Here is a 19,702-nt window from a genome sequence, read left to right as displayed (position 1 = left end):
ATGCTCTCTCCTTCGTTGCTTCCTATTAGTAGTGTACCATAATCAATTTTTAAACGAACAGAAAAGTTTTACAGTTATAGTTCTGCATCATTAGCTCATACTATAAATGCTCCTTTATATATGAAAGGAAGGGATCTTAATGGCAGACGAAAATAAGTTCGAAAATCAAGAACGTGCTCGTTTTGACAACCCTGATTACAAGGGATTCACGCCACTAGATCGAGAAATTGAAGACGACTTTCAAGAAGAGACTGCAGCAGAAATAGCCGCACCAGTGAACTTAAGAAGAGACTATGCTGCAGTAGACAGAGAAGCTGATCGTGATGAAGTAGTGGGCGAAGGCAGAGGAATGGGGTATTTAGCTTTAGCTCTTTCCATTATTTCACTGTTTATTTTACCTGTTATTTTAGGGGCTGCAGGTATAATTGTTGGCTTCATTGCACGTAGAAGGGGAGCAAAAGCTTTAGGAGCATGGGCAATTGGAATCGGTGCAATTTCCATCATTTTAGGAATCTTTATTATGCCATTTTTCTAAAATGGACTGACTGAACGATAGAAGGGATTGACCTTATATGGTCAATCCCTAATTTACGCTTTTTCGCAAACTAAAAGGAGTAAAATATGAAAAGATATGAGGCAAATGAAAAAATCCAGAAATCACTAGGTAATCATGGAACTGATCCAGTTAACCAAGAAAATGAAACATATACGGCAAATTATGCAATTCAAAATCGTTTTTATGAAGAGAAAAAAGTAGAGGATAATATTGAATCTACTCTGTCCGCGAGCAGTAATATTGGAGCTGTGCTGCTTCCGGTGAAGGATGAAGAGAAATAACTTTATAAAAAAGGAAGGGTAGAAAATACTACATGTAGTATTTTCTACCCTTTAGTTTCTATGCTTTGAGCTTTTCAGCTTCCTGCTTTGCAAAATGCTCTTCAGCAATTTTATCGATTTCCTTTTTCAGTTCCTCAACCATTGTTTCTTCAGGAACCTTACGGACAATTTCACCTTTACGGAATAAAAGACCTTCACCTCGTGCTCCTGCAATACCTATATCTGCTTCACGTGCTTCACCTGGTCCATTTACAGCACAACCTAATACTGCAACTTTTATTGGTGCTTTGATTTTTGCTATATATTCTTCAACTTCATTTGCAATACTAATTAAGTCGATCTCAATTCGTCCACATGTTGGACAAGAAATTAATGTTGCGGCATTAGCAGCTAAACCAAAGGATTTTAAAAGTTCACGTGCAACTTTTACTTCTTCAACGGGGTCTGCACTTAAAGAAATACGAAGCGTGTTTCCAATCCCTTTATTTAAAATAACACCTAGACCAGCAGCACTTTTAACTGTTCCAGCAAAAAGTGTCCCTGATTCAGTAATTCCTAAATGTAAAGGATAATCAAACGCCTTAGCAGCCTTTTCATAGGCTTCTATCGCTAAGTTTACATCAGAGGCTTTCATAGATACGATGATATCATGGAAATCTAAATCTTCAAGTATTTTAATGTGATGTAATGCACTTTCCACCATCCCATCAGCTGTAGGATAACCGTATTTTTCAAGGATTCTTTTTTCAAGAGATCCCGCATTTACACCAATTCTTATTGGGATGTTACGTTCTTTTGCTGCTTTTACAACAGCCTCAACTTTTTCTTTTCTCCCGATGTTACCTGGGTTAATTCTTATTTTATCTGCTCCACCTTCAATCGCTTTTAGAGCAAGTTTATAGTCAAAATGAATATCAACAACAAGAGGAATATTAATTCTCTTTTTTATTTCAGCAATTGCATTTGCAGCACGTTCATCTGGACATGCTACACGCACAATCTGACATCCCGCTTCCTCTAAACGATTGATTTCAGCAACTGTTGCTTCGACATCATGTGTTTTTGTTGTTGTCATGCTTTGAATAACAACCTCATTATTTCCACCAATCGTTAAATTTCCAACTTTAACAGGACGAGTTTTTGTACGATGTATGATTTCACTCACGTGTAAATCGCTCCTTAAAAATAAGTTTATATCTCTGTTCTTCATTATCTTAATTAATGATACTTGACCTAGTCTATTTTTTCTAGTAAATGTACTTCCCACACTCATTTTACAGGGAGTCATAATAAATGACAAGGATCAACTATTGTTTATAATCAGGAAAACGGTATGTTTCACCTAGTAATATTGATTCTGCCTTCACATTTGTATTTAATCCTTCAAAATCTTGAACAATTTGTTCAATCGAGGTAGGGAGAGTACCGTGATATCGTTCTGTTACGGATAAAACTGTATCACCTTGTTTAATTTTTACTTCATAATACGGAATTGTAGTACTTTTTTTATTATTATCAGGTGATGTTGGAGTTTCCTCGACATTTGACATACTAAAAGCAGGAAGTGTCCCGATTTGAAAGTCATAATAAATAATATAACAAAGGAAAAGACCTATTATTAATAACGAAATTCGTTTCATCTTTCTGCCTCCAATATGAGTTAAAAATCGTATTAACCCATACATATGCTTGTCCAAGTAATTTATTCCATTAAAAATATAATTTAACGTTAATAGTAAAAAAGATTCGCGACTTTTCGACTAAACACAACAAAAATTTACAATAGATTTACACTTCCTTAATATTTCCCTGTCATAATTCTTAATGAATTGTAGATAGGGGTGTAATATGAATAAATTACTAAACTTAGTCAATAAAACAAACGAAATAAAGCTAAAGCTTCATAAAAAAAATCAGAAAAAGCAACAAGTAGAGTATAAACAAACAATTTTTTCTAAAATCTCTCTTCAGTCGAGATTAATTATTCTAGTTCTCTTCCTATTATTATCATCCATTAGTGTTGTAGGTTTTACATCATATAGTGAGTCAAAGGATACAACGATGAAAATAATTGAAGAACGACTTTATAGAGAAGTTAATACAACTTCCGATATTGTTAAAAATTTGGCCTTTGCATATATTGGAGATGAGGAGGAATTTTCAAAAAGAGTGGATGATGTTGTTATACCAGGACAATCCGCCGCATTAATACAAGATGGATTACCAGCAAAATTCTTCTTAGTGTCAAAAGATGGTGCTGTGCCTATGGATATCAATAAGGAACCAGGAATTACGATTTCTGAAGAGTTAGTAAAAGCTATTTTGGAAAAAGATCACGGTGTGCTACATAAGAAGATAGATGGAATCGATTTTACTTTATCTTTTAAGGAAATACAGGAATTAAAAGGGTATTATGTAATTCTTGTTCCGACAAATAACTATATGGAGCCAGTAAATCACCTTGCTAATTTTATTGGTATTGTTGTTTTAATAAGTGTTGTCATTACAACAGTCGTTTTGTTTATACTTGTAAGAAGTTTAACAAAGCCTTTATCCACGCTACAGAATGCAATGAGAGAAATTAGAAATGGAGATTTATCAAACGACATAAAATTATCGACTAATATTCCTGAAATATACTCCTTACATAAAAGCTTTAATCAAATGATGAAACAAATGCGTGAAATGATTACTCATATAAATGGAACAACGACAGAACTTTTTACAACAGGTAAGCATTTGAGGGAGGCATCAGATGATGTAATGCTCCAAAACAGTCAACTTGTTGAAGCGATCAAGGTCGTAAAAACAGGAGCTGAACAAACAGCTACCAGCTCAGATGAAAATGTTGTGACATTCCAAAAAATGAAAAGTGATATAACGCTTATTCTTCAAAACATGGAATATGTATTTAATAGTGCATCAGACATGGATCATTCTGCTGTAAAGGGAGAAAGTAGGATTTCTCAAATGATTCATTCAATGAATGAATTTGATCAAGAATTTACAAAAATGACGACCACGATTAAAGGAGTTAGAGACAACTCGATCGTTATTACTAAGGTTGTTAGTATTATTCAATCAATCGCAGAACAGACAAAGCTTCTTGCTTTAAATGCTACAATAGAAGCTGCACGTGCAGGTGAAGCGGGTAAAGGCTTTGCAGTAGTTGCAAATGAAGTTCGTAAACTTGCTGATCAATCATCCAAAGCAACTGAGGAAATTACTCAATCAATTCAAATGATGGAAAAGATTTCAGATCAAGCTAACAATGAATTTGAATCGATGTTAGGTAATATCCAGTCACACCTTGTTGTTGCAGAAGAGTCGAAGGAAGCTTTTGATCTGTTAATGACAGAAATATCGAAGGTGAATGGGAAGCTGTCTGGTATGAAGGATTACCTGCAGGAACTAAACAGATCACTTCCAAGAATGGAACAATCTTCAGAAAATTTTGTTTCGATTTCACAGGAAACTTTAGCTAGTGCCGAGCAAATGCTTGCATCATCAGAAGGACAGATTACTCAAATCAATCGCACACATGAAATGGGTTTAATTCTTACAGATTTATCAAAAACATTAACAGAAAGTATAAAGCAATTTAAAGTAGAGTAATTTGACTCCTTGCTAGAATTTAGTATAACAACGATAAGAGCTCGGCAGACAGGCTAAATACGATACGACACTTAGTGCCTTGTACAAAAAACAACAAGCATTGTGAAAATAACCAACAATAAAAACGCGGGAATAACCCCGCGTTTTTATTTGTAAGAATTTAAAATGCCAGTTTTTATGCTGTTTTTAAAGGCTTCTTTGAAGGTGGGACTTCTTTTATTACTAGATAAAGAACAATTAGATGAACAAACCAATTTAATAAGAATCCATTAGGTACGGTTACTTGTAAACTATCCATTATGATGAAAAAAATAGTTGCTAATGTTGTCGAATAGGCTGAAATCACCCAAATTTGTTTGAAATTTAATCTTCTTTGAAGACTATTTTTAAAAGCTAACCCAAATACAGCTAAAACTGTTACTTCAATAAATTTAACAAAGGAACTGAATAAATACACTATCACAACTAAAATCGAGATAAAGATAGGTAGGAGTTGATTAAATTGTTTTGAAATATCAATTAGGTCTTGTTTAGAAATAGTCATATTTAAAAGATTATATTCATACGATTGCGCTTGACCATTTGCAGCAAAAACAAACCGATCCTGTAAAATGCCAATCGCATTTTGTTTATTTTCAATTTCATCAACACCGAATGCACCAGTATCATCTAATATTATAATAAAATTATCTTTCCTAATTTCTATTGCTTTATCAGTATCTGCTGAAAGCTGTCCGTCTTTAATGGTAAAGGAAGGTAAATCATCACGGAGAGTTTGATCAAATCCTTTTAAACCTTCTGTTAAACCACTAGTAAAATGAAATGCAGTTGGTATAGTACTAATCAAAGACAAAATAAACACAAATAATATTGTTTTCCCTATCCCTTGAAATCGAAATGTGGAGATGATTTTAGGGGAGTATATACTAGTGTAAAGTTGTTTAAAAACATTCATGAGCAAACGACACACCCTTCTTATTTATACGACTTATATTTTATATCTCTCTGTTGGATAATACAAGAAAAGAACAATTATATTGAAGGATTATGTATGTGAAAACGCTATCTTTGGCTATCTTTTATTTTTTTGTAAAGAATTTATTAAAACACCTTTACAATAAAACAATAAATCGTTAATAATTGTAATGGTTGTAGATTTTTGTCGACTTAAGACGAACATGAATGAGGGGTTGAAAATTTTGGAAATTGATATCCAGAAGATGATATTTGAATTTATCGGCGGTCTTGGGATATTTTTATTTGGTATTAAATACATGGGCGATGGCCTTCAAAGGTCAGCCGGTGATAAGCTAAGAGACATTTTGGATAAGTTTACAACGAATCCATTTATGGGTGTTTTAGCTGGTATCATTGTAACAGTTTTAATTCAATCAAGTAGTGGAACTACCGTAATTACGGTTGGATTGGTTAGTGCAGGATTTATGACACTTAGACAGGCAATCGGTGTCATTATGGGTGCAAATATTGGTACAACAGTTACTGCGTTTATAATTGGTATCGATGTAGCAGAATATGCCCTCCCTATTATATTTGTCGGTGCAATCATGCTCTTTTTCTTTAAAAATAAGCAAATACATAGTTTGGGACAAATTGTCTTTGGATTTGGTACTTTGTTCTATGGCTTAGAGTTAATGGGATCTGGTATGAAGCCTTTAAGATCATTGCAAGCATTTCATGATTTAACAGTAAGTATGAGTGATAACCCATTATTAGGTGTTTTAGTTGGAACAATTTTTACTGTTGTTGTACAAAGTTCAAGTGCTACAATTGGAATTTTGCAAGAGTTATTTGGGCAGGGTCTAATTGACATTAAAGCTGCACTACCAGTTCTTTTTGGAGATAATATTGGGACAACCATTACTGCTGTATTAGCTTCAATTGGGGCGTCAATTGCAGCAAGACGTGCAGCATTAACACATGTTATTTTTAATTTAATCGGAACAGCTATTTTCATGATTTTTCTACCGCTATTCACTAATTTTATTCAATTCCTACAATCGACTTTTGGATTAAATCCAGAAATGACAATAGCATTTGCTCATGGGTCGTTTAATATTACAAATACAATTATTCAATTTCCTTTTATTGCAGTCCTAGCGTGGATTGTGACAAAGCTTATTCCTGGTGAAGATTCAATGATTGAATATAAAGCGAAACACTTGGATCCAATTTTTATCGAACAATCTTCTTCCATTGCTTTAGGACAAGCAAAAGAAGAAGTGCTGCGCATGGGTAAGTTTGCGACTCTTGGTTTAGAAGAAGCAAACTTATATCAAAGAACATACTCGCAAAAGCATGCAGATACATCTATGCAATTAGAAGATGCAATTAATAATCTAGATCGTAAAATTACAGATTATTTAATCTTAATTTCAAGAAGCGAAATGTCTACTGCTGAATCGGAAGAGCATAGTATGTTATTGGATACAGTACGAGATATTGAACGAATTGGTGATCATTTTGAAAATGTGGTTGAATTGGTAGGATTCCAACTCACAAATAAAGTGAAATTAACAGATTCAGCAAAACAAGATCTGGAAGACATGTTTAATCTAACAATCCAAACATTAAAGGATGCAATTACATCATTAGACGATAAAGACACAGCTTTAGCTACAACGGTATTAAAATCTGAAGAACAAATTGATAAAATGGAGCGCACATTACGTAAAAAACACATATTAAGGATTAATGAAGGTCAGTGCTCAGGTTCTGCAGGTATCGTATTTGTAGATATTATTAGCAATTTAGAACGTATCGGAGATCATTGTGTAAATATCGCAGAGGCTGTATTAGGTTACAGAAACTAATATTTTAGAAAAATGATCATTATTAGTTATATTGGATGAAAGCAAGGGATTCCCTTGCTTTTTTTATTCACTGATTTCTGTAATACCCAAATATATAACAAAAAAGATCCTTTGTTACATAATTATTTAAAAAAAGTATAAAATGAAAGATGACTTTGCATGCTTTTCAATTGAAAGAACCGGACAATTTTGGTAACCTTAGGTTGGAAAGCTAATCCAAAGCTTTTAGTTTGTACATATTAAGGGAGGAAATTAAAAAATGGCATATGAATTACCGCAATTACCTTATGCATACGATGCACTAGAACCACATATTGACAAAGAAACGATGAATATTCATCACACAAAACACCACAACACTTACATTACAAATGTAAATGCAGCATTAGAAGGTCATGCTGATCTGGCTGGCAAAAGTGTTGAAGAATTAGTATCTAATATTGATGCAGTTCCTGAAGCTATTCGTACAGCAGTTCGCAACAACGGTGGTGGACATGCTAACCATAGTCTTTTCTGGACAATCCTTTCTCCAAATGGTGGCGGTGAGCCAACTGGTGAATTAGGTGAAGCGATCAACGCTAAATTTGGTAGCTATGAAAACTTAAAAGAAGAGTTTGCAAAAGCTGCAACAACTCGTTTTGGCTCTGGATGGGCTTGGTTAGTAGTGAACAATGGTGAATTAGAAGTAACTAGCACACCAAACCAAGATTCTCCATTAATGGAAGGTAAAACTCCAATTCTTGGATTAGATGTATGGGAGCATGCATACTACTTAAATTATCAAAATCGTCGTCCAGATTACATTGCATCATTCTGGAATGTAGTAAACTGGGATGAAGTAACACAACGTTTTAACTCTGCGAAATAATAGTACGATTGAAGAGCTAACTAAGGTTGGCTCTTCTTTTTATGTACGGGTCTTAACAGATACTCTTTTAACATTAACCCCATTTATCTCAAGTAAAACCTCAAGAAAACCCCTTAATAGTGGAATCTTTGCTTATTTATTTACCTCCACCTTTTAATTACATCAAATGCAATAAAAATACATATCTCCACTTTGATAAGACAGACTATGTAATAGAAGTTGAAGGGGAGTCATTTTTATGTCAAAACTGCAAAAAATTATTGGAGATGTACATGTTAGTAAGGATTTAATTTTATTGTTAGTGATTGGTGGATTGTACTCGCTGAGTATTTCTTTATCTAATACGTTTGTTAACGTTTATTTATGGAAGCAATCCGGAGAATTTATTGATTTAGGAATCTACAATTTATCAATTGTAATCATGCAACCAATTACATTTATCTTCGCGGGAAGGCTAGCCAAAAAAATTGACCGCGTAGTTGTATTACGACTTGGAGTCATTTTTTTGGCAATCTTTTTCATGTCGGTATTAATAATTGGAGGATCAGCAGCAAAATTCATTATCCTACTAGGAGGAACTTTAGGGATAGGCTATGGATTTTATTGGTTAGCCTTTAATGTTCTTACTTTTGAAATAACCGAACCTGAGACTAGAGACTTTTTTAATGGTTTTTTAGGGATTATGAATTCAACAGCTGGAATGGTCGGACCAATTATTGCCGGGTTTATTATTTCAAGGCTAAAAAATTTTACAGGGTATACCACGATATTTTCAATATCCCTATTATTATTTTCTGGCGCAGTGGTACTAAGCTTTTTTTTAAAAAGAAGACCTGCAGAAGGAGATTATTTATTTAAACGAATATTCAATGAAAGAAAAAGAGATCGAAATTGGAAAATGATTACGAGCGCTCATTTCTTTCAAGGACTTCGAGAAGGAACCTTCGCATTTGTTATTGGTGTTTTCGTATTTATTGCGACTGGAAGCGAATTAGCATTAGGGAAGTTTGGGCTTGTAAACTCTAGCGCAGCATTCATTGCTTATTTTTTAGCAACAAGGATCATAAAAAAAACCAAAAGGAAAATGTTCATTTTAATGGGAGGTATCTTTCTATATTTATCGATCTTTGTTATCCTTTTTGATTTATCGTATCAAAGGTTACTTATATATGCTGTACTAATTGCTTTCGGTTATCCGATGCTCTTTGTACCATATGCATCAATTACCTATGATGTAATCGGAAGGGCTTGGAATATAACCAAGGCAAGAATCGAATACATTGTAGTGAAAGAAATTTTCCTGAATTCTGGTCGTATTGTCTCTATTCTAGGTTTCATCGTTGCCGTAACTTTATTTAATGAAAAACAAAGTATTCCAATCTTACTAGCAATTGTTGGTGCAGGACATTTAATTATTTACTTCTTTGTAAGAAATGTACAGCTTGAAGAAAGTAACATTCCAATAGAAAAAACTGGTCAGAAACCTGTCCGTAAAACTAATCTTGTGGATGGCGATAGTGGCGGATAATTTGAATTATATAAAAATTGAATAATAAGTACAAAAGAATATGGCTTAAATAAAGAATTCCTATTCTTTTTATTTCTTTAGAATAAAGGAGGGGCAGAAGTAAAACAATAAATAAAAGATAATTAATTTGTGATTTGAGAATGATCTATTACTCAAATTAGAACAAATTATGACAAACTCCATCACGAATTTACAAAACCTTTACATTAAGTTAAAACGTGATTAATACTCAAGCGTTATTCTAATACACGTAGGACAAAACAACCAATATACTAGGGGGAATTAAAGAATGAAAAGCTTTAAATTTCTAGCAATGTCAATCATGCTTTCTTCATTACTTGCTTTCGCAGCAGCTTGTGGAAATGGAGAAGATGCAGCAACTGGAGAAAATGGTACTGAAGATACAGAACAAACTAAAGAATCTGGCGAAGAGTCAGCTGAATTAGAAGGAGAAATCGGAATTGATGGTTCTTCTACTGTAGCTCCAATTGGTGAAGCAGTATCTGAAGAGTTCTCAATGGATCATCCAAAAGTACAAGCTCCAATTGGTATATCTGGTACTGGTGGTGGATTTGAAAAGTTCACAGCAGGTGAAACTGATATTTCTGAAGCTTCTCGTCCAATTAAAGACGAAGAAAAGACAGCAGCAGCTGATAATGGAATTGAGTTCACAGAATTCCAAGTTGCTTATGATGGGCTTTCAGTAGTAGTAAACAAAGAAAATGATTTTATCGATAAATTAACTGTTGAAGACTTAAAGAAGCTTTGGGTTGAAGATGGTTCTGTGAAAAAATGGTCTGATATTAATGCTGATTGGCCAGAAGAAGAAGTTAAATTCTTTTCACCTGGAGCAGATTCTGGTACTTATGACTACTTCAATGAAGTTATCTTAGAAGATGCTGCAATTGTGAAATCTGCAACATTATCTGAAGATGACAACACTTTAGTTAAAGGTGTTACTGGAGATACAAATGCTATTGGTTACTTTGGATATGCTTACTACCTAGAAAATAAAGATAATTTAAAAGTTGTACCTATTGTAAACGAAGCTGGAGAAGCTGTTGAACCTACAAATGAATCTGTTGAATCTGGTGATTACAATCCACTTTCACGTCCATTATTCATCTATGTAAACAACGCTTCTATTAAAGATAAAGAACATGTTGCTGAATATGTGAAATTCTACCTTGAGAATGCTGGTGCTCTAGCTGAAGAAGTTGGTTATGTATCTCTTCCAGAAGAGGAATATACAACTCAACTTGAAACTCTTGAGGGTTTAAAATAATTCATTAGTTGAGTGGATGAGAAGCATCTCGATATGCTTCTCATCTTTCTTCCTATGTTTTGGAAAGGGGTTTTTCAAAATGGCTTTAACAAACAATCAAAATGTAAGTGTTAGAGACTTAATAAAAGAGAAAAAGTCTAAAAATAGCACTAATCAAATAGTAGAAAAAATGGTTCCTGGAGTATTATTTGTATTAGCACTAATATCTATTCTGACAACTGTAGGTATAGTATTAACATTAATCTTTGAAACAGTAACTTTCTTTAGTAGAGTCTCAATTGTAGAATTCTTGACAGAAAAGGAATGGTATCCATTCTTTGAAGAAAGTGCTACTTATGGAATTGGTGCATTGGTATCTGGTACGTTATTAATTACAGTTATTGCAATTATCGTAGCAGTTCCAATTGGATTAGCGGCAGCTATTTTCTTGAGTGAATATGCATCAGATCGTACAAGAAGAATTATTAAACCGATATTAGAGGTATTAGCTGGTATTCCAACAATTGTTTATGGTTTTTTTGCATTAACATTCGTTACACCTCTTTTGCAAAAAGTTGTCCCTGACTTGGCGCTTTTTAATGCCCTTAGTCCTGGAATAGTAGTTGGAATCATGATTATCCCAATGATTGCTTCACTTTCTGAAGATGCAATGAGCTCTGTCCCTAATTCAATGAGAGAGGGAGCATTAGCATTAGGATCTACAAGATTTGAAGTAACAATGAAGGTAATTGTTCCTGCTGCAATGTCAGGTATTGTTGCATCGTTCGTATTAGGTATTTCTCGTGCTATTGGTGAAACTATGATTGTTTCATTGGCTGGGGGAGCAACTCCTAAGCTAACATTTGACCCAACTGAATCGATCCAAACGATGACAGCATATATTGTTCAGGTTAGTGGAGGAGATGCAGGATATGGAACAACTGTTTATTACAGTATTTATGCAGTTGGTATGACATTGTTCTTGTTTACCCTTATTCTGAATCTTTTAGCACAATATATTTCTCGACGCTTTAGGGAGGAATACTAATATGAAAATGATTGATCAAGAAGTTGTTACAAAAAAAATGGGTGGACGATTAGCATTAAATCAAACATTTAAATGGATTTTTATGGCTGCTACCTTTTTGGCATTAGTTGTTTTAGCTATTCTTTTATATCGGATATTCACTCAAGGATCTAGTTATTTTTCACTTGAATTTTTCCAAAACTATGCTTCTAGAAGACCAGAGCGATCTGGTATTAAAGCTGCTATAGTAGGCTCACTATGGGTAATGGGAGTAACTATTCCAACAGCACTGATTTTAGCTGTCGGAACGGCAATTTATTTAGAAGAATATGCGAAGAAAAGTAAAATTAACACCTTTATTCAAACAAATATTTCAAACCTTGCTGGTGTACCTTCTATTGTTTTTGGACTTTTAGGTTTAACTGTATTTGTTCGTTTTTTCGATCTAGGTCGAAGTATTTTAGCTGGTGGATTTACGATGGCTCTTCTCGTACTACCAGTTATTGTTGTAGCGTCACAAGAAGCAATTCGCTCCGTTCCGAAGGATCTACGGGAAGCATCATACGGTATGGGAGCTACTAAATGGCAAACGATTTTAAGAGTCGTTTTACCTGCAGCAATTCCTGGAATTGTAACGGGAAGTATATTAGCCTTTTCACGTGCAATTGGAGAAACAGCTCCTTTACTAGTGGTCGGTGCATTTGCTTTCGTTAATTACTTACCAGAAGACGTTTTGAGTACATTTACTGTTATGCCAATTCAAATCTACAACTGGGCAGCAAGACCACAGCCAGAGTTTCAACAGGTCGCAGCTGCAGGCATCATCGTGTTATTTATTTTCTTAATAGTGATGAACTCAATTGCTGTGTTAATCCGTAATAAATTCCAGAAACGTTATTAATAAGTTTTAATTGGAGGGGTTTTCGTATGGAAAGTGTAAAAATTAAAAGAGAAAATACACAAAATAATGAAGTTAATGTAAATAAGAACGTAGTATATAAAACAGATAATTTGAATCTTTGGTATGGTAAGGACCAAGCTTTAAAAAATATTGACCTTGATATTTATGAAAATGATGTAACAGCAATTATCGGACCTTCTGGATGTGGTAAATCGACGTATATCAAAACGCTTAATCGCATGGTGGAATTAATTCCTATAGTTCGCACATCGGGGCAAATTCTATATCGTGGGAAAAATATTTTTGATAAATCTTATGGTGTAGAAGAGCTTAGAACACAGGTAGGGATGGTGTTTCAAAAACCAAATCCATTCCCAAAATCAATCTATGAAAACATCGCATATGGTCCGAAAATTCACGGTATTAAAGATAAGAAGATTATCGATGAAGTTGTTGAGAAGAGTTTACGTGGTGCAGCTATTTGGGATGAAGTAAAAGATCGTTTAAAGGAAAATGCATACGGTCTATCTGGTGGTCAGCAGCAACGTTTATGTATTGCCCGTTGTCTTGCAATTGAGCCAGATGTTATTTTAATGGATGAACCTACATCAGCACTCGACCCGATCTCGACACTTAAAATTGAAGAATTAATTCAAGAATTAAAACAGAACTATAGTATTATTATCGTAACTCATAACATGCAACAAGCTGCTCGTATTTCAGATCGTACTGCTTTCTTCTTAAATGGAGAGGTTGTAGAATTTACTGATACTGATAGATTATTTTCTAACCCTTCTGATAAACGAACAGAAGATTACATTACTGGTCGATTTGGTTAATCAATTAAAAATAGAAAAGTCGTGCTTATAATAATCTAGCACGACTTTTTTATTTTTAAGCACTGTTAAAGCTCACATTTGATTAGGATACATTTTTTAGACCGAAATGGATATGTTAGACTCCTGCGGGAGTGCGAGTCTGAGGGAGACCACACAGTTACTTAGCACCGAGGAGGCCCCGGACAGCCAGTGGAAAGCGAATGCCTGAAGTGGAAATTGAAAACTAAGTTTAACAGAGCCTATTATTAATTGAAAACTATATGTTAGAAATTACTTTTTTAGGGAATAAGAAGGATAAGGAGGTATGAAGCATGAGTGTTAGAGAAAGATTTGATTTTGACTTAAAAAACTTAAGAGATAAACTAATCGAAATTGGAAGCCTTACAGAAGTTGCACTTAGTAAAGCTATACATGCATTAGAAAACCAAAATATTGAAGAGGCTTTGGAAATAATCGAGGACGACAATAGAGTAGATGATCTTGATGAAGAGATAAATGATTTAGCGATCATTTTAATTGCAAAGCAACAACCTGTTGCCGTTGACCTTAGAAGAATTATTGTCGCAATCAAAATTTCCAGTGACATCGAAAGGATGGCTGATTTTGCTGTTAATATCGCAAAATCAACTGTTAGAATTGGTGATGAACCTCTAGTTAAGCCGATCAATAGTATTAAAAAAATGCATAATATTGCATTAGAAATGCTATCTCTCTCAATAAAAGCTTTTAATGAAGAGGATATCGTTTTAGCAAAAAAAGTCGCTGATATGGATGATCAAGTAGACGAGTTATATGGTGAAACAATCCGTGATATTCTAGAGCTTATGGAATCCAAAAAGGAAAACTCTCAGCAACTTACCCAGCTATTGTTTATATGCCGATATATTGAAAGAACGGCAGACCATACAACAAATATATCTGAAAGCATCATGTACCTTGTCAAAGGCCAACGATATGATTTGAATAGCTAAAAGTGTTTAGTACATATAGGTTTCAAATTTAATAAATATCTCTGTTAAATCTTATTGCTTTTTTTATCTTAGATTAGGGAAATCTTGTTCCCTTTCCGCTGACTGGCTGCCAAGCCTCCTCGTCCGTTTTCACTGTGGTGTATTGGCAGCCAGTTCTCCCGCAGGAGTGTCGTAGATTTCCCTTATTTACAACAAGTGTTGTTCAAATAGCCAATAACATAGAAAAAACAGCCATTGAGATCAGTCTCTATAGCTGTTTTTCTATGTTTATTTTGTTAATACTTCTGCAAGCTGGTTATATGTCATTCCTTTTTGAACAGTGAATGTACCAAGCTGTACCTTTTGATGATAGTTACCCTTGATTAAAAATTGATCAAAATCAAAGGAATCTTCAATAATTCCATTTTGCTCTAGTAAATCAGAAATCTCACTAGTTGTCATACCTGATTTAATTGTAACACTATATTTAACTACTTCTTCTTTCTTTTCTTCAGCTGTACTTTCTTCTTGTTGAGGTGTTTCCTCTGCTGTTTTTGTATCCTGTTGCTGAACAGCTTTATCCTTTGCTGCTAATAATTCTTCATATTCGTCAGTTGTTATCGAAACTTTTCCGTTACTTGTTAAATATGATTCAACATCGCTTTTAGTAACTTCTTTCTTTTCTGCATTAGCTTCTGCTGATTTGTTATCAGATAAAAGATATGTTCCGCCAAGTAATGATGTAGCCACAATCATGCCTGCTGCAAATGTTTGAAATCCGGTTTTACTCATGTTAAAACCCTCTCATTCTGTTCAACAATTGCTCGGATCTCTTCAACAGATGTACCTTCTGATAATGCGATCGCTTCAATGGACATTCCTTGACGATACTTTGCTAAAATGCGTGAAGTATTAGGATTAGTTTGGCTATCTTCACTATTCGTTTTAGTTTGTTCCTTTAGAGGAGTATCGTTTTGTAAGAGCTCTTCTTCGACGACTCTCATTTTCTTCTTTAGTTTGTATATCTCTTGCATCGCTGACAATTGTAAATGATCTAGCTCCTGTTCTAGTTCTTTTACATTGTCACGTTGTAGAAAAGATATGCCGATAAGCACAATGCTTATAATAAACAAAATAATAATCATGATTGTCATTTTTTTCACCTTCTATTGATTATTTCCCTCTACCTTTATATCATAAATTGTCTTTGTAAAGAAGTGGTTTTTTTCATAAAGTGTAGTTTTTTGACGAATTTTCTCTAGAATGTAAACAAGTATTCACAGTCTATGCATGTTAAGATAATCATAAGTATGTAATGAGAAAGAAGAGGACAGCTATGAAACCAATTGAAAATAGTAAGACTACTAATATCATTCGAGCACAATCGACATTTTGTGAGGATTCTCTAAAAATAATTGCCTATCCAACATGTCTTCTTATTACCTGGAATATTTTATCAACCACCAAAATTCTATTAGAGAATATACTTGGTGAACAGTTTAATGATTTACATATGCGAGTTATTCTTTCTAAAAAAAGTAAACAGGAACAAATGACTGATTTTTTTATTAGTGATCCAAGTGGTGTTTTGCATTTAGCGACAATCCCCACAGGAATATATAATTGTGAACTAGTTGTAAGCAACTCTCATAATGAAACGATCACTGTGAAACGATCAAATACCATACATTTTCTCCAAAGTAAAAATCATAGATGCAAGGAAATACAATGGGAGCAACTTATTGATGATCCTCAAATGTGGCTACAGGCATACTCAGGATATACAGTTTATGAATGAGAAGAAGGTGCTGTATTTGGATAATGAAGCAAATTTGACTATTTTACTCTTAACAACTGAATATCGAGATCATATCATTGGAGGACTCGGCAGACATGTTACTGATTTAACTTCAGAAGGGATAAAGCGGGGGATTACGTATATCGTTGTTACAATTTCTAAAACAGATAGAGAATCATATAAAGTTGAAGATGGTGTTCACGTTTTTCGCTTACTACCCTGGAAGAGAAAGCCCTCAGAATTCTTGGATTACATTCGAAATATAAATTTTCGTTTTTCACAGTTTGTTTTACAGGAATTACAACTTTCCTTTGATTTAATACATGTTCATGATTGGTTAACTGGTATTGCGGGTAGTCAGTTAAAAGATATTTTGAAGATGCCGCTGCTCACAACCTTTCATGCGACCGAAATCGGAAGAAAGCAAGATCAGGTCACTGCTATAACCAAAAGGATAATAGATTATGAAACAAAGCTCGTACAGGCATCTGATCGTATCATCGTATGTAGTTTATATATGAAGAACGTCTTAATTAATGAGCTTGGCTGTCCCATAGAAAAGCTTGAGGTTATTCCAAATGGAGTCATTCCGAAGAATTATCAAGCAATTATGTTAAATGAAGATGTACGAAATAGGTTTCCTTTTATAAATTCTCCATTTTTATTTGCAATGGGAAGACTTGTTAAAGAAAAGGGCTTTCAACTATTTATCCATGCATTTTCGGAAATTCATCAAGAGTTCCCAGATTTTATACTTGTAATTGCAGGTAAAGGACCATTTGAATCAGAATTAAAGCAATTAACGAAAAAATTCAATTTAGAGAATAAAGTAATTTTTACAGGCTTTTTACATGATTTAGAACGGAATACCTTATTAAAACATTGTGATATGTTAGTTATACCGAGTTTATACGAGCCGTTTGGCATTATTGCATTAGAGGGTATGGCTGCTGCTAAACCGACTGTTGCCTTCAATATAGGTGGCTTAGGAGAAATCCTTGCAGAAAAGCGCGGAATTTTAATTAATGAAGCAAACAGTAAGAGCCTTGCAGAAATACTTCGTAAATATTTATCACAGCCTGATCAGTATCGGGAGATTGCATATAAAGGTTTCCAGTCAGTAAATTCTGAGTATAATTGGTCTTTACTTATTGATGAAACAGCTGATGTTTATAAAAATATGATATAAAAAGGCTCTTTTCTAAGAGAATGTTGCTTTTAGAACGAAAACTATTTAAGGTTGGTTGGAGCGGAAGTGCGAGACTCCTGCGGGAATAGCGGGACAGGTGAGACCCCACAGGCGTTTACGCCGAGGAGGCTCACCGCCCGCCCCGCGGAAAGCGAGCAACTGGAGCGGAAATCAACCACACCGCATTACTAGGTAAATAGCAACAAAGTTTGCGAAAACAGCCTATAAATAAGAAGTATTTAAGGTCAAAATTAAAATATAATGAAATTCATGTGGTATTTGTCTAATAAAAATGCTATTATATTAAAGTCTGATTTGTTTTATTAGTTTTTTATGTTTGGAGGGAAAGAAACATGCGTGTAAATATTACATTAGCTTGCACTGATTGTGGCGAACGTAACTATATTTCTAAAAAGAATAAACGTAATAACCCAGATCGTCTTGAGCTTAAGAAATATTGTTCAAGAGATAAAAAAATGACTACACACCGCGAAACAAAGTAACAGTAGGGATGTTTATTCCTACTGTTTTTTTTATTTTTAAGGCAATATATAAGATGAAAAAGAATGATTCCAACCTTCTCTTCCAGCTATAATAAAGGTAAGGAGGGTAATGACATATGGATAAGAAACATTTACGAACCTTAATTAAGCAGAGATTAGCTGAAATGTCTGAGGAAACATTTAGACACTATTCGAAGGATATTCATCAACAATTATTTTCTTTACAGTCTTGGAAAGAAGCTCATACAATTGCGGTGACAATATCAAATGGCCGTGAAGTTGATACCACAAACATCATCGAAAGGGCATGGCAAGACAAGAAACGTATCGTTGTCCCAAAATGTGACCCTAAAACAAATACGATGGAGTTTAGACAAATAACCTCCTTTGACCAGCTTGAACGCGTCTTTTTTGGTCTTTTAGAGCCGAAAGTTTTGGAAACGGAAAAAGTCAGTCCAAATCAAATTGATCTCATGATAATACCAGGTATCTGTTATGACAGGAGGGGCTATCGTATTGGCTATGGTGGCGGTTATTTTGACCGATATTTAACACATTACAAAAACGATACCTTGTCTTTAGCCTTTTCTATGCAAATTGTTGAGAAAGTGCCTGCTGAGCCACATGATCTTCCTGTTTCAACAATTATTACTGAATGTGGGGTAATTAACTAATATGTTAGAGCTCGAATTGGTTTGGGCCTTTTTGTTTATATGTTTGATATCATATGCTGGTTGGAAGGTAAATTCATTAACTGTCAGTGGTGCAATCGGAGCGGTATGTGTAGGATTTCTCATTTATCTAGGGTTTTCCTGGCAGGGTCTATTCGTATTAGGCTGCTTTTTCAGTAGTTCAAGTTTCTTAAGTAAATATCAAAGTTCAAAGAAGTCAAACCTTCAGGATATGCTAGAAAAAGGAGATCGCAGAGACATTGTTCAGGTGATGGCCAATGGAAGTGTTCCTGCGATACTTGGACTATTTCAATTTATCGAACCGAGTGTAGATCCTACGGTATTACTTTGCTTTTGTATATCGATCGCTGCTGCTAATGCTGATACATGGGCATCTGAGGTCGGTACGCTAAGTAAGCGAAAGCCTAGATTACTTTTAACCTTAAAAAAAGTAGAAAGAGGCACGTCTGGTGCAGTATCTATCCTAGGCACGAGTGCCGCATTAGCTGGAGCGACTTTTATAAGTATAATTGCAGGAATCTTGTTTTCTATTTCCTTTTACTTTATGTTGTGTATCGTAATTTTTGGTTTTATCGGAAATATCCTTGACACATTACTAGGGCAGACAATTCAAGTTAAATATAAGTGTAATGTTTGTGAAAAAATAACTGAAAAACAAATACATTGTAGTAATAGTGGTACGAAGCTGACAAAGTATAGTTTTCTAAATAATGATGCAGTGAACCTTTTATCAATTGCGTCTGCTACTATATTAGGTTTTATTCTTTCATGAAATGTTCAAATATTAATCTTACATAGAGACAATAGTAGTGTAAAATATAATTGTGAAGTAATTCACAAAGTATAAAGAATAAAACACT

The 19,702-nt window shown here is 34.3% G+C and carries 21 protein-coding genes; 16 read left to right on the top strand and 5 right to left on the bottom strand.

From position 1 onward, the window contains the following. Positions 1–139: 139 nt before the first annotated feature. Together HUW50_RS01015 and HUW50_RS01010 are read left to right on the top strand one after the other, a co-directional pair. Positions 140–535, top strand: a complete 396-nt coding sequence (locus tag HUW50_RS01015; RefSeq protein WP_066334789.1) for a hypothetical protein — start codon at positions 140–142, stop codon at positions 533–535. 86 nt (positions 536–621) lie between these two features. Next, complete coding sequence (locus HUW50_RS01010) at positions 622–837, top strand: hypothetical protein (RefSeq protein WP_066334795.1); 216 nt, start codon at positions 622–624, stop codon at positions 835–837. Positions 838–895: 58 nt separating this feature from the next. Here the strand turns inward: HUW50_RS01010 and ispG are convergent, their stop codons facing one another. Both ispG and HUW50_RS01000 read right to left on the bottom strand, forming a co-directional pair. Beyond that, entirely contained in the window at positions 896–2,047 is a 1,152-nt protein-coding gene (ispG, locus tag HUW50_RS01005) for a flavodoxin-dependent (E)-4-hydroxy-3-methylbut-2-enyl-diphosphate synthase (protein WP_157094421.1), read from the bottom strand. Positions 2,048–2,144: 97 nt separating this feature from the next. After that, positions 2,145–2,477, bottom strand: a complete 333-nt coding sequence (locus tag HUW50_RS01000) for a hypothetical protein (protein ID WP_066334800.1) — start codon at positions 2,475–2,477, stop codon at positions 2,145–2,147. 208 nt (positions 2,478–2,685) lie between these two features. On the opposite strand from HUW50_RS01000, the gene HUW50_RS00995 reads away from it, so the two are divergent. Continuing rightward, positions 2,686–4,452: a methyl-accepting chemotaxis protein gene (locus HUW50_RS00995; protein WP_083964669.1), complete on the top strand. Its 1,767-nt coding sequence runs from the start codon at positions 2,686–2,688 to the stop codon at positions 4,450–4,452. A gap of 175 nt (positions 4,453–4,627) precedes the next feature. Here the strand turns inward: HUW50_RS00995 and HUW50_RS00990 are convergent, their stop codons facing one another. Further along, positions 4,628–5,407: a DUF1189 domain-containing protein gene (locus tag HUW50_RS00990; RefSeq protein ID WP_066334803.1), complete on the bottom strand. Its 780-nt coding sequence runs from the start codon at positions 5,405–5,407 to the stop codon at positions 4,628–4,630. A 244-nt stretch (positions 5,408–5,651) separates the two neighbouring features. Between HUW50_RS00990 and HUW50_RS00985 the strand changes: the two genes are divergently transcribed. From HUW50_RS00985 to phoU, 8 genes are all read left to right on the top strand, one after another. Next, positions 5,652–7,283, top strand: a complete 1,632-nt coding sequence (locus HUW50_RS00985) for a Na/Pi cotransporter family protein (protein WP_185653629.1) — start codon at positions 5,652–5,654, stop codon at positions 7,281–7,283. A gap of 259 nt (positions 7,284–7,542) precedes the next feature. Next, the gene (locus tag HUW50_RS00980) at positions 7,543–8,151 is read left to right on the top strand and encodes a superoxide dismutase (RefSeq protein ID WP_066334809.1); all 609 of its coding nucleotides are present in this window, start codon (positions 7,543–7,545) and stop codon (positions 8,149–8,151) included. 238 nt (positions 8,152–8,389) lie between these two features. Further along, a complete protein-coding gene (locus HUW50_RS00975) occupies positions 8,390–9,679 on the top strand; it encodes an MFS transporter (RefSeq protein ID WP_066334811.1) in 1,290 nt (429 codons plus the stop codon). 289 nt (positions 9,680–9,968) lie between these two features. Then, entirely contained in the window at positions 9,969–10,964 is a 996-nt protein-coding gene (locus tag HUW50_RS00970) for a PstS family phosphate ABC transporter substrate-binding protein (protein ID WP_066334818.1), read from the top strand. 79 nt (positions 10,965–11,043) lie between these two features. Further along, complete coding sequence (gene pstC / locus HUW50_RS00965) at positions 11,044–11,991, top strand: phosphate ABC transporter permease subunit PstC (RefSeq protein WP_066334820.1); 948 nt, start codon at positions 11,044–11,046, stop codon at positions 11,989–11,991. A gap of 1 nt (position 11,992) precedes the next feature. Next, positions 11,993–12,871, top strand: coding sequence for a phosphate ABC transporter permease PstA (gene pstA / locus HUW50_RS00960; protein ID WP_066334826.1), 879 nt, complete (start codon positions 11,993–11,995; stop codon positions 12,869–12,871). A 26-nt stretch (positions 12,872–12,897) separates the two neighbouring features. Continuing rightward, positions 12,898–13,710 (top strand): phosphate ABC transporter ATP-binding protein PstB, encoded by an 813-nt coding sequence (gene pstB / locus HUW50_RS00955; protein WP_066334827.1) that lies wholly within the window; start codon positions 12,898–12,900, stop codon positions 13,708–13,710. A 311-nt stretch (positions 13,711–14,021) separates the two neighbouring features. Continuing rightward, on the top strand, positions 14,022–14,681 hold the full coding sequence (gene phoU / locus HUW50_RS00950) for a phosphate signaling complex protein PhoU (RefSeq protein WP_066334829.1): 660 nt from the start codon (positions 14,022–14,024) through the stop codon (positions 14,679–14,681). 267 nt (positions 14,682–14,948) lie between these two features. On the opposite strand, the gene HUW50_RS00945 is transcribed toward phoU, so the two are convergent. Both HUW50_RS00945 and HUW50_RS00940 read right to left on the bottom strand, forming a co-directional pair. Beyond that, entirely contained in the window at positions 14,949–15,452 is a 504-nt protein-coding gene (locus tag HUW50_RS00945; RefSeq protein WP_066334833.1) for an endolytic transglycosylase MltG, read from the bottom strand. Beyond that, the gene (locus HUW50_RS00940) at positions 15,449–15,814 is read right to left on the bottom strand and encodes a hypothetical protein (RefSeq protein WP_066334835.1); all 366 of its coding nucleotides are present in this window, start codon (positions 15,812–15,814) and stop codon (positions 15,449–15,451) included. The genes HUW50_RS00945 and HUW50_RS00940 overlap by 4 nt, the downstream gene beginning before the upstream one ends. Before the next feature lie 182 nt (positions 15,815–15,996). Between HUW50_RS00940 and HUW50_RS00935 the strand changes: the two genes are divergently transcribed. The 5 genes from HUW50_RS00935 (at position 15,997) to HUW50_RS00915 (ending at position 19,614) form a co-directional block, all read left to right on the top strand. Next, a complete protein-coding gene (locus HUW50_RS00935; RefSeq protein WP_066334838.1) occupies positions 15,997–16,458 on the top strand; it encodes a hypothetical protein in 462 nt (153 codons plus the stop codon). Continuing rightward, positions 16,451–17,647, top strand: a complete 1,197-nt coding sequence (locus HUW50_RS00930) for a glycosyltransferase family 4 protein (protein WP_066334842.1) — start codon at positions 16,451–16,453, stop codon at positions 17,645–17,647. The genes HUW50_RS00935 and HUW50_RS00930 overlap by 8 nt, the downstream gene beginning before the upstream one ends. A gap of 353 nt (positions 17,648–18,000) precedes the next feature. Then, a complete protein-coding gene (rpmG, locus tag HUW50_RS00925; protein ID WP_066334843.1) occupies positions 18,001–18,150 on the top strand; it encodes a 50S ribosomal protein L33 in 150 nt (49 codons plus the stop codon). Positions 18,151–18,266: 116 nt separating this feature from the next. Then, the gene (locus HUW50_RS00920) at positions 18,267–18,824 is read left to right on the top strand and encodes a 5-formyltetrahydrofolate cyclo-ligase (protein WP_066334844.1); all 558 of its coding nucleotides are present in this window, start codon (positions 18,267–18,269) and stop codon (positions 18,822–18,824) included. Position 18,825: 1 nt separating this feature from the next. Next, on the top strand, positions 18,826–19,614 hold the full coding sequence (locus tag HUW50_RS00915; RefSeq protein ID WP_066334846.1) for a DUF92 domain-containing protein: 789 nt from the start codon (positions 18,826–18,828) through the stop codon (positions 19,612–19,614). The last annotated feature ends 88 nt before the right edge of the window (positions 19,615–19,702 follow it).

Origin of the sequence: Metabacillus sp. KUDC1714, from assembly GCF_014217835.1 — a bacterium.
In the GTDB taxonomy this organism is placed as follows: domain Bacteria; phylum Bacillota; class Bacilli; order Bacillales; family Bacillaceae; genus Metabacillus; species Metabacillus rhizosphaerae.
Note: the sequence above shows the minus strand (reverse complement) of the source record. Positions and strands in the feature narration are given on the sequence as shown.

What these genes read in the sequence shown, in the direction of transcription:
- pstC (WP_066334820.1), top strand. Translation starts at nt 11,044, where the DNA reads ATGGCTTTAACAAACAATCAAAATGTAAGTGTTAGAGACTTAATAAAA.
- HUW50_RS00995 (WP_083964669.1), top strand. Translation starts at nt 2,686, where the DNA reads ATGAATAAATTACTAAACTTAGTCAATAAAACAAACGAAATAAAGCTA.
- HUW50_RS01000 (WP_066334800.1), bottom strand. Translation starts at nt 2,477, where the DNA reads ATGAAACGAATTTCGTTATTAATAATAGGTCTTTTCCTTTGTTATATT.
- HUW50_RS00970 (WP_066334818.1), top strand. Translation starts at nt 9,969, where the DNA reads ATGAAAAGCTTTAAATTTCTAGCAATGTCAATCATGCTTTCTTCATTA.
- HUW50_RS00980 (WP_066334809.1), top strand. Translation starts at nt 7,543, where the DNA reads ATGGCATATGAATTACCGCAATTACCTTATGCATACGATGCACTAGAA.
- phoU (WP_066334829.1), top strand. Translation starts at nt 14,022, where the DNA reads ATGAGTGTTAGAGAAAGATTTGATTTTGACTTAAAAAACTTAAGAGAT.
- HUW50_RS00915 (WP_066334846.1), top strand. Translation starts at nt 18,826, where the DNA reads ATGTTAGAGCTCGAATTGGTTTGGGCCTTTTTGTTTATATGTTTGATA.
- HUW50_RS01015 (WP_066334789.1), top strand. Translation starts at nt 140, where the DNA reads ATGGCAGACGAAAATAAGTTCGAAAATCAAGAACGTGCTCGTTTTGAC.
- rpmG (WP_066334843.1), top strand. Translation starts at nt 18,001, where the DNA reads ATGCGTGTAAATATTACATTAGCTTGCACTGATTGTGGCGAACGTAAC.
- HUW50_RS00935 (WP_066334838.1), top strand. Translation starts at nt 15,997, where the DNA reads ATGAAACCAATTGAAAATAGTAAGACTACTAATATCATTCGAGCACAA.
- HUW50_RS00975 (WP_066334811.1), top strand. Translation starts at nt 8,390, where the DNA reads ATGTCAAAACTGCAAAAAATTATTGGAGATGTACATGTTAGTAAGGAT.
- pstA (WP_066334826.1), top strand. Translation starts at nt 11,993, where the DNA reads ATGAAAATGATTGATCAAGAAGTTGTTACAAAAAAAATGGGTGGACGA.
- HUW50_RS00930 (WP_066334842.1), top strand. Translation starts at nt 16,451, where the DNA reads ATGAATGAGAAGAAGGTGCTGTATTTGGATAATGAAGCAAATTTGACT.
- HUW50_RS01010 (WP_066334795.1), top strand. Translation starts at nt 622, where the DNA reads ATGAAAAGATATGAGGCAAATGAAAAAATCCAGAAATCACTAGGTAAT.
- HUW50_RS00945 (WP_066334833.1), bottom strand. Translation starts at nt 15,452, where the DNA reads ATGAGTAAAACCGGATTTCAAACATTTGCAGCAGGCATGATTGTGGCT.
- HUW50_RS00940 (WP_066334835.1), bottom strand. Translation starts at nt 15,814, where the DNA reads ATGACAATCATGATTATTATTTTGTTTATTATAAGCATTGTGCTTATC.
- HUW50_RS00990 (WP_066334803.1), bottom strand. Translation starts at nt 5,407, where the DNA reads ATGAATGTTTTTAAACAACTTTACACTAGTATATACTCCCCTAAAATC.
- ispG (WP_157094421.1), bottom strand. Translation starts at nt 2,047, where the DNA reads ATGAAGAACAGAGATATAAACTTATTTTTAAGGAGCGATTTACACGTG.
- pstB (WP_066334827.1), top strand. Translation starts at nt 12,898, where the DNA reads ATGGAAAGTGTAAAAATTAAAAGAGAAAATACACAAAATAATGAAGTT.
- HUW50_RS00920 (WP_066334844.1), top strand. Translation starts at nt 18,267, where the DNA reads ATGGATAAGAAACATTTACGAACCTTAATTAAGCAGAGATTAGCTGAA.